This is a genomic window from Steroidobacter sp., assembly GCF_016790065.1.
Classification (GTDB): Bacteria; Pseudomonadota; Gammaproteobacteria; order Steroidobacterales; family Steroidobacteraceae; genus Steroidobacter.
Genome location: NZ_JAEUPY010000633.1, coordinates 1 through 4,242, shown reverse-complemented (window position 1 = coordinate 4,242; position 4,242 = coordinate 1). Strand labels below are relative to the sequence as shown.

The window sequence follows — 4,242 nt, the reverse complement described above, 5'->3', positions numbered from 1 at the left end:
GCCGATGCCAAGCTCTACAACAATCTGGCCTTCGGGCCGTTTCAAGGCACTGGTGGCAGCACCGCCATCGCCAATTCGTACGATCAGTTGAAACAAGCCGGGGCGACCGCGCGAGCCATGCTGGTTACGGCCGCTGCGAATCGCTGGAAGGTGCCGGCCAACGAAATCACGATTGCCAACGGCGTGCTTCAACACAAGTCCGGCAAGTCGGCGCGTTTCGGTGAGCTGGTGGCCGATGCCTCGCAGTTGCCGGTACCCACCGATGTGAAGCCGAAGGATCCGTCGACTTACAACCGCATCGGTAAGAGCGCACCGCGTGTCGACAGCAAAGCCAAGTCGACCGGCATCGCGACCTACACTCAGGATTTGAAGTTGCCTGGCATGCTCACCGCCGTGGTCGCTCATCCGCCACGCTTTGGCGGCAAGGTGAAGAGCTTCGACGCGAGCAAGGCCAAAGCCATCAAGGGTGTGAAGTCAGTGGTCGCTTTCGAGACTGCTGCACGCTCTGGCGTGGCGGTCGTGGCTACGAACTTCTGGGCCGCGAAACAAGGCCGTGACGCACTGAGCATCGAATGGGACGAGTCGGGCGCGTTCAAACAAAGCTCTGATGAGTTGTTGGCGGAGTACCGCGAACTCACTAAGAAGCCGGGCGATGTCGCCAAGAATGAAGGCGATGTCGAGAAAGCCTTCGCCAGCGCCGCCAAGACCCTCGAAGCGACCTATGAGTTTCCGTATCTGGCGCACGCCACCATGGAGCCCATGAATTGTGTGGTGAAGCTCGGCCAGGGTTCGTGTGAGATTTGGAACGGCGAGCAGTTCCAGACTGCCGATCAAATGGCTGTGTCCAAGATGCTCGGTATCGCGCCCAGCGACGTAAAGATCAATCAGCTGTATGCCGGCGGCAGCTTCGGCCGTCGCGCCAATCCGCTGTCGGACTACGTGGTTGAAGCTGTAGCTATCGCAAAGGCCGCAGGTCTCACCGATCCGCTCAAAATGGTGTGGACGCGCGAGGAAGACACGCGCGCCGGGTACTACCGCCCGATGTATGTGCATTGGATGAAGGCGGGCTTGGATGCGCAAGGCAAGCTGATTGCCTGGCAGCATCGCATCGTCGGTCAGTCGATCACCGCCGGCACCTTTTTCGCTTCCAAGGACAAGATCGATTTCACATCGGTCGAGGGCGCGCAGAATCTGCCGTACAGCATTCCGAACTTCCGAGTGGAGTTGCATACCACCAAGCCGCAGGTGCCGGTGTTGTGGTGGCGTTCGGTCGGCTCGACGCACACTGCGTTCGCGACCGAATGTTTCCTCGACGACGTGGCGCGCGCGACCAAGCAAGATCCCTATGCTCTGCGACGCTCGTTGCTGGACAAGCATCCGCGTCACCTGGCCGTGCTCGATCTGGTGGCTGAGAAAGCCGGTTGGAAAAAGCCGCGTGCCGCCGATGAGATCTACGGACTGGCGTTACACGAGTCGTTCAACACCGTGGTCGGTCAAGTGGCCAAGGTGAAGAAGACCGCGAACGGGCCGAAGTTGGTCAGTGTGGTGTGCGCGGTGGACTGCGGTATCGCCGTCAATCCCAACATCATCGCCATGCAGATGGAATCAGGCATCGGGTACGGCTTGTCAGCGGCGTTGACTGGCGCGGTGACGTTCAAGGAAGGCCGCGTCGAACAAAGCAACTTCGACGACTACCCGGTGTTACGCATCAACGAAATGCCCGCGGTCGAAACTCACATCGTGCCGTCAAAGGCCAAACCCACTGGCGTGGGCGAGCCAGGCACGCCAGTGATCGCTCCGGCGCTGGCAAATGCGCTGGTGCAAATCGACGGCAAGCCCGTGCGCTCACTGCCACTGTCGGCGAATGGTGTGACCCTGGCATAAATTCTCGGCAGGAATTGCACGGCCGCTGATCTCAGCGGCCGTGGCAGAATGCTGGGATGATCTCGCTCACTCGTCGGCATTTTGTCCTCGGTACATCCTCACTCGCGCTGCTCGCCTTGGCGCAGCGGGCCAATCCTGCAAGCTCGCTCGGTGCACGCGCCGAAGCTCACATCGAAGCGCTGATCGCTAAGATGACGCTCCAGGAAAAGGCTGGGCAACTCAGCATTTTTTCCGACATGACACGGCTCGTGCCCAAGACCCAAATCAATCCGGAGGCGGGCCCGCCGGTGGACACCAACCTTGCGCAGCGAGTGCGTGAGGGACGCTTGATCGGTGTGTTCAACGGTCTCGGCGCGGCCGGCGCGCGAGCCATTCAAAAGATCGCTGTCGAAGAATCTCGGCTGAAGATTCCATTGATCTTCGGTGCTGACGTATTGCATGGCCTGTACACCATCTTTCCTATTCCGCTGGGAGAAGCAGCCAGCTTCGATCCCCAATTGGCCGAACGTACCGCGCGGGCGGCGGCTATCGAATCGACAGCGAATGGCTTGCACTGGACGTTCGCGCCCATGGTCGATATCGGTCGCGATCAGCGTTGGGGGCGGGTCGCCGAAGGGTCGGGCGAAGACCCTTACCTCGGCACAGCGTTGGCTGTCGCACGCGTGCGCGGCTTTCAAGGCAAGAATCTGACTGACGAGGACAGCATGCTCGCCTGTCCGAAACATTTCGTCGCGTATGGCGCGGCGTCGGGCGGCATGGATTACAACTCGGTGGAGATGTCCGAGCAGACGCTGCACGAAGTGTATTTGGCGCCGTTCAAAGCAGCGTTTGAGGCAGGCGCGCTGTCCACGATGAGCTCGTTCAATGACGTGAACGGCGTGCCCATGTCCGCCAATCGCAAATTGATGACGGAGTTGCTGCGCGAGGAATGGCGGTTCCGCGGCATGGTGGTGTCCGATTACACGGCCGACAAAGAGTTGATCGCGCACGGCGTCGCTAACGATGACCGCGAGGCAACCAAGTTGGCCATTCTCGCTGGCGTGGACATCAGCATGCAGAGCGATCTCTACAACCTCTACCTGCCCGAGTTGGTGAAGAGCGGCGACCTCGCGATGGCCGTGGTCGACGAGTCGGTGCGCCGAGTATTACGAACCAAGTACGTGCTCGGCTTGTTCGACAACCCTTATCGATCACTGAATCCCAAAGTCGAAAAGCGCAACACGATGACGCCGCAGCTGCGCGCTATCGCAAGAGAGAGTGCACGTGCGTCCATCGTGTTGATGAAAAACGAAGGCGAGCTGTTGCCGTTACGCAAGTCGGGACAGAAGATCGCGTTGATCGGGCCGTTCGGCCCCGACACCTTGAATCTCGCTGGACCGTGGGCGCCGTTCGCGAACTTCAATCATGTGGTCAGCGTCGAGCAAGGGCTGCGCGCCGCGCTGACGGATCCATCGCTGCTGACCGTCACGCAAGGATCTTTGATCGAGAAGCCGCTCGAAGGCGGTATCGATGCGGCCGTCGCTGCCGCCAGCGCCGCCGATGTGGTCGTGCTCGCGATTGGTGAGGGGCAGAACATGTCGGGCGAGGGCAACTCGCGAACCAGAATCGATGTGCCCGCGCCTCAACAACAATTGGCTGAGGCGGTAGCGAAAGTCGGCAAGCCCATAGTGGTGCTGTTGAGGAACGGTCGTGCGCTAGCTCTCGAAGGCGCTGTACGCGAAGCACAGGCAATCGTAACGACATGGTTCCTCGGCACCGAGACGGGCAGTGCCATCGCCGATGTGCTATTCGGCGACTACAGCCCGAGCGGGCGCTTGCCGGTGAGCTTTCCGCAGGATTCAGGCCAGCAGCCGTATTTCTATAACCGCCGAACCACGGGTCGCCCGCAAGGCGATCAAGGGCCGGCGTACAAGGCGCGTTATCGAGAAGTGTCTAACGAAGCGCTTTATTCCTTCGGTCACGGCCTGACCTACTCGCGCTTCGATTACGAGCCGCCGATCGTGAGCACGGACTCACTGGGATGGAACGAGGTACTCACGGTCACGGCGAAGATCACGAACATCGGTGAGCGTGAAGCGGAGGAGGTTGCGCAACTCTATATCCGCGACCGCACCGCCAGCCTGACGCGCCCGATTCGCGAGCTGAAAGGCTTTAGAAAGGTTCGCATCGCGCCCGGCACATCAGCTGAAGTGCAGTTCACGCTGACGCGTACCGATCTCGCGTTCTACAACGCGGCTATGAAGTTCGTTGCCGAGCCGGGCGAGTTCGATGTGTGGATTTCGCCATCCGCCACCACAGGTGTCAGCACAAGGTTCGAGCTGAAAGGCGCCTGAACTCACGGCACCGGCCGTTTCTGTA

2 protein-coding genes are annotated in these 4,242 nt (G+C 60.3%); both read left to right on the top strand.

What is annotated here, in order from left to right:
• Positions 1–1,884, top strand: a 1,884-nt coding sequence (locus JNL55_RS26140; protein WP_293861366.1) for a xanthine dehydrogenase family protein molybdopterin-binding subunit, incomplete at its 5' end; no start/stop codon positions are given.
• Positions 1,885–2,075: 191 nt separating this feature from the next.
• Complete coding sequence (locus tag JNL55_RS26135) at positions 2,076–4,217, top strand: glycoside hydrolase family 3 N-terminal domain-containing protein (RefSeq protein WP_415923169.1); 2,142 nt, start codon at positions 2,076–2,078, stop codon at positions 4,215–4,217.
• Positions 4,218–4,242: the final 25 nt, after the last annotated feature.